We start from the raw sequence: 4,468 nt of genomic DNA, 5'->3' as shown, positions 1-4,468 counted from the left end.
ACATAGCCCCGCACGTGTCAGACGTACCGGTCACCGGAGTGACCTGTACGTCTGACACGGAGGCTGCCGGTCAGCAGCAGCGGGCGCCCGGGTTCGCGTCCTGGGCCGCGTAGCGGTCCCGCCAGAACTCCCGGACGGTCGGCACCGCCGCGTCCGGGTGCACGCGGCGCAGGTGCGCCACGTACCGCTGGTAGTCGCTCTCGCCCAGCACGCCTGTGACGTACCAGGTCAGGGCGCGCCAGCCCCGGCGGACGGCGCCGAGCGCGCCGCCGTCCGCCGTCGGCCGTGGTGCGGAGAGCGAGCTCACGCGTGCGTCCCCGTCCTGAGCTTGTCCGGGTTCTCCTCGTAGTAGGCGGTCCACTGGGCCGCCACCTCCTTCTCGGCGTCGGACGAGATCAGGCCCGACGGCGCGAAGGTGCTCGACTTCGCGTCCGGCTCCTCGGTGGTGGGCAGGCCGCCCGCCCGGATCGCCTTGACGCACACCCACAGCGCCACGAGGGCGACGACCAGCACGAGCACCGCGAAGATGATCGACAGCGTGCCCTGGAGGAACGTGTTGCGGATGACGGCGTCCATGGCGGCCGGGTCGGCCGCGGTGCCGAACGACGTCTCGCCCGCGGCCCGCGCCTCGCGGAACGCGTTGTGCTGCGCCCAGTACCCCAGGCTCGGCTCGGGCGAGAAGATCTTCTGGTACGACGCCGTCATGGTCACCGCGAGGTCCCACAGCAGTGGCACCGCGGGGATCCAGGCCCACTTGAGGTAGCCCTTCTTGACCACGACCACGGTCACCAGGGCGAGCGCCATGGCGGCGAGGAGCTGGTTGGCGATGCCGAACAGCGGGAACAGCGTGTTGATGCCGCCCAGCGGGTCGGTCACGCCCATCAGCAGGATGGCGCCCCACAGGCCGCAGACCACGATCGAGCAGATCCACGCCCCCACGCGCCAGGACGGGTCGCGGAACTTCTTGAGCGGGCCGCCGAGGTTGCCCAGGGTGTCGGACAGCATGAAGCGGGCCACGCGCGTACCGGCGTCGACCGTGGTGAGGATGAACAGCGCCTCGAACATGATCGCGAAGTGGTACCAGAACGCCGTCATCGCGGAGCCGCCGAGGAACGAGCCCAGGATCTGCGCCATGCCGAAGGCGAGCGTGGGCGCGCCGCCGGTGCGGGACACGATGGACTCCTCGCCCACGCTGTCCGCGGCCGCCTGGATCTCCTGGCCGGTGACGGGCGGGCCGGCGAGGCCCAGGCCGTTCACGTAGTCGGCCGCCGAGCCCGGTTCGCCGCCGGTCAGGGTGGCCGGCGCGTTCAGCGTGAAGTACAGGTGCTGGTCGATCGAGATGGCCGTGACCAGAGCCATGATCGCCACGAACGACTCGGTGAGCATGCCGCCGTAGCCGATGAGCCGGAGCTGGCTCTCCTTCTCGACCAGCTTGGGCGTGGTGCCCGACGAGATCAGCGCGTGGAAGCCGGACAGGGCGCCGCACGCGATGGTGATGAAGAGGAACGGGAAAAGCGAGCCGGCGAACGCCGGGCCGTTGCCCTCGATGGCGAAGCTGGAGATGGCCGGCGCCTGGACGGCGGGCTGCGCCACGATCACGCCCACGGCGAGCAGGATGATGGTGCCCACCTTCATGAACGTGGACAGGTAGTCGCGCGGGGCGAGCAGCAGCCACACCGGCAGCACCGAGGCGAGGAACCCGTAGCCCACGATCAGCCAGGCGACGGTGACCGGCTCCAGCGTGAACGTCTCGGCGCCCCAGGGGGTGTCGGCCACCCAGCCGCCCGCGACGATCGCAAGCACCAGCAGCACGACGCCGATGATGGATACCTCGGACACCCTGCCCGGCCGGATGTACCGCAGGTAGACGCCCATGAACAGGGCGATCGGGATGGTCATGCCCACGGAGAACACGCCCCACGGCGACTCGGCCAGGGCGTTGACCACCACGAGGGCGAGGACCGCCAGGATGATGATCATGATGACGAAGACGCCGATCAGGCCGGCGGCGCCGCCGACCGAGCCCATCTCGTCGCGGATCATCTGGCCCAGCGAGCGGCCGCGGCGGCGGGTGGAGAGCCACAGGACGAGGTAGTCCTGGACGCAGCCGGCCAGCACGGCGCCGATGATGATCCAGATGGTGCCCGGCAGGTAGCCCATCTGGGCCGCGAGCACCGGGCCGACCAGCGGGCCGGCGCCCGCGATGGCCGCGAAGTGGTGCCCGAACAGGACCCGGCGGTCGGTGGGGGCGTAGTCCTGGCCGTTCTCGTGCTGCTCGCCCGGCGTAGCGCGGTCGTCCCGCGGGCGCACCACCTTGTACTCGATCAGGCGGGCGTAGAAGCGGTACGCAACCACGTAGGTGCCGACGGCCGCGACCACGAAGTACGCGCCGTTGACCGACTCCCCGCGCACGAACGCGACCAGCGCCCACGCGACCGCCGCGACGACTCCGATCGCGGCGAAGATCAGCTTCTTGCCTGTGGTCATGGGTCTGCGGTCGATGACCGCGACCGGGGGGAGGTCCGGATCGTTCCGGACCAGCTCAACGTGCTCGGGTGAGCGCACGGCGGCCTCCTTGCCGGGGTGGCCGGCCCGTAGCGGGCCGGATGCTGGGTGAAACCTGACTACGGACAGACTCTAGTTGTCCCGCGACACCAAGAACCAGGCCCCGAGGTAAGCGGGACACCCGCCCGGTATGGGAGTCTCGTCCCGTGACCTTCACCCTGCCCGCGCCGCTGGTCGGCCCGGCACGCCTCACGGCCGCCTTCCTCGTGTCGGCGTCCGCGATCCTGCTATTCGCGATCCACATCCGGCCGATCGCGTACCTGCCGCTGGTGCTGGGCATCGCGCTGGGCCTGTGGGCCGACCGGGCGCTGGGCCGCGACCTGGCGCTGATCGGCGTGGGCATGGGGATCATCTCGCTGATCTCGCTGAAGGCCGACCTGTCCGACGCCGGGATGCTGCGCTTCACGCTCGCGCTCGGCGGGTCGGTGCTGGTGCCGTGGGCGCTGTCCCGGTTCGTGTTCAAGCAGGACACGATCCAGTTCCCCGTGGCGACCGGACAGCGCTGGAGCCGCGGGCAGTGGATCTACCTCGCCCTCGTGGTGATCATCGGATACCTCCTGCTGCCGTTCTACTTCCTGGGGTCGGGCGCGTACCTGAACTGGCCCGACCTGAACGGGACGCAGGACATCTGGCGGCTGTTCGTGGGCGTGAACGCCGTGGGCATCTGGGACGAGCTGTTCTTCATCTGCGTCGTGTTCGCCCTGTACTGCAAGCACTTCCCGATGTGGCAGGCCAACATCCTGCAGTCGATGATCTTCGTGTCGTTCCTGTGGGAGCTCGGCTACCGCGAGTGGGGGCCGCTGCTCACCGTGCCGTTCGCCCTGGTCCAGGGCTGGATCTTCGCGAAGTTCAAGTCGCTCAGCTACGTCGTGGCGGTGCACCTGCTGTTCGACGCCGTGGTGTTCGCCGTCCTGGTGCACGGGCACCACCCGGAGCTGTTCGACATCTTCGTCACGGCGCCCTGACCGGTCTGGGCGCCGAGGCGCCGTCCGTCAGCTCGTCTGGTCGTTCGTCTGGCCCGGCCCGCCGACGGCGGCGAGCAGGTCGCGCACGTCCTCGACCTCGACCCGGATCGCGTCCGCCTCGGACTGCGCGAGCGCCATCGCCTCGGCGTCCGTACCGCCTTCGATCTCCTTGTCCGCCGGCTGCAGACCGCCGTAGTGGTGCTCGACGAGCGCCGCGAGCAGCGCGATGTCGAACTCCGAACCGTCGAGCCGGGCCATGGCGTCGATCTGCTCGTCGGTGAGCATGCCGTGGTTGCCGCCCTCGTGCGAGTGCGCGGTGGTACCGGCCCGGGGGCCGCTGCCGTCGTCGGGCACCTCGGTCTTCAGACCGCCCTCGGCGAGTGCCATCGCCTCCCGGCCGGCCGCGGGGACCGGGATGTCCCGGGCCTCCAGCCAGGCGGCGAGCTCGTCGACCCGGCCCGCGGACGCCTCGCCGACCTCGACGGCCAGGGCGAGCACGTCGTCGTCGGTGGACCGGCCCGGGGCGAGCGCCGCGAGCTGGACGGCCTGCGCGTTGTGCTCGATCGCGACGGCGGCGTAGCCGGAGTCGGCCTCCGAGTACCCGGCGGCCTCCTGCTTGGCCGGGACCAGCACGCCGAGCCAGAGCAGGAGCGCCAGCACGACGGCGAGGCCGCCGGCGAGCACGGCGCCCATGATCCGCAGCCGTCGCCCCAGCCCGTAGGCCGACGACGGCGTCGTCTCCTGGTCGGAGACCTCGCCCGACGGCGGGGTGGTCTCCTCGGTCGTCGAGTCCTGGGGCGTCATGTCCGGGAGGTTCCCATACAAAGCACCGTCCGCGCCATCACGGAAAACCCTCATGCGGTCTGCCGTGAGCAACGACCGAACCCGAGTCTCCCCTTCGAGGCCTAAGTTTCTTCGCTCTGAGCCAGTCGAAAGCC

The 4,468-nt window shown here is 70.5% G+C and carries 4 protein-coding genes; 1 reads left to right on the top strand and 3 read right to left on the bottom strand.

All coding sequences use genetic code 11. The annotated features are described in order from the left end of the window. Nucleotides 1–70: 70 nt before the first annotated feature. Together ACFU5G_RS29255 and ACFU5G_RS29250 are read right to left on the bottom strand one after the other, a co-directional pair. Nucleotides 71–307: a YbdD/YjiX family protein gene (locus tag ACFU5G_RS29255; RefSeq protein WP_377252542.1), complete on the bottom strand. Its 237-nt coding sequence runs from the start codon at nucleotides 305–307 to the stop codon at nucleotides 71–73. Continuing rightward, entirely contained in the window at nucleotides 304–2,487 is a 2,184-nt protein-coding gene (locus ACFU5G_RS29250) for a carbon starvation CstA family protein (RefSeq protein WP_377252540.1), read from the bottom strand. The genes ACFU5G_RS29255 and ACFU5G_RS29250 overlap by 4 nt, the downstream gene beginning before the upstream one ends. A gap of 224 nt (nucleotides 2,488–2,711) precedes the next feature. Between ACFU5G_RS29250 and ACFU5G_RS29245 the strand changes: the two genes are divergently transcribed. After that, entirely contained in the window at nucleotides 2,712–3,530 is an 819-nt protein-coding gene (locus tag ACFU5G_RS29245) for a type II CAAX prenyl endopeptidase Rce1 family protein (protein ID WP_377252538.1), read from the top strand. A gap of 27 nt (nucleotides 3,531–3,557) precedes the next feature. Here ACFU5G_RS29245 and ACFU5G_RS29240 read toward each other — a convergent pair whose 3' ends face one another. Continuing rightward, a complete protein-coding gene (locus ACFU5G_RS29240; protein ID WP_377252536.1) occupies nucleotides 3,558–4,334 on the bottom strand; it encodes a DUF305 domain-containing protein in 777 nt (258 codons plus the stop codon). Between the last annotated feature and the right edge of the window lie 134 nt (nucleotides 4,335–4,468).

Source organism: Promicromonospora sp. NPDC057488, from assembly GCF_042802395.1.
Taxonomy (GTDB): domain Bacteria; phylum Actinomycetota; class Actinomycetes; order Actinomycetales; family Cellulomonadaceae; genus Promicromonospora.
The sequence above is the reverse complement of the archived record's forward strand: the minus strand, read 5'-3'. Positions and strand labels throughout refer to the sequence as shown.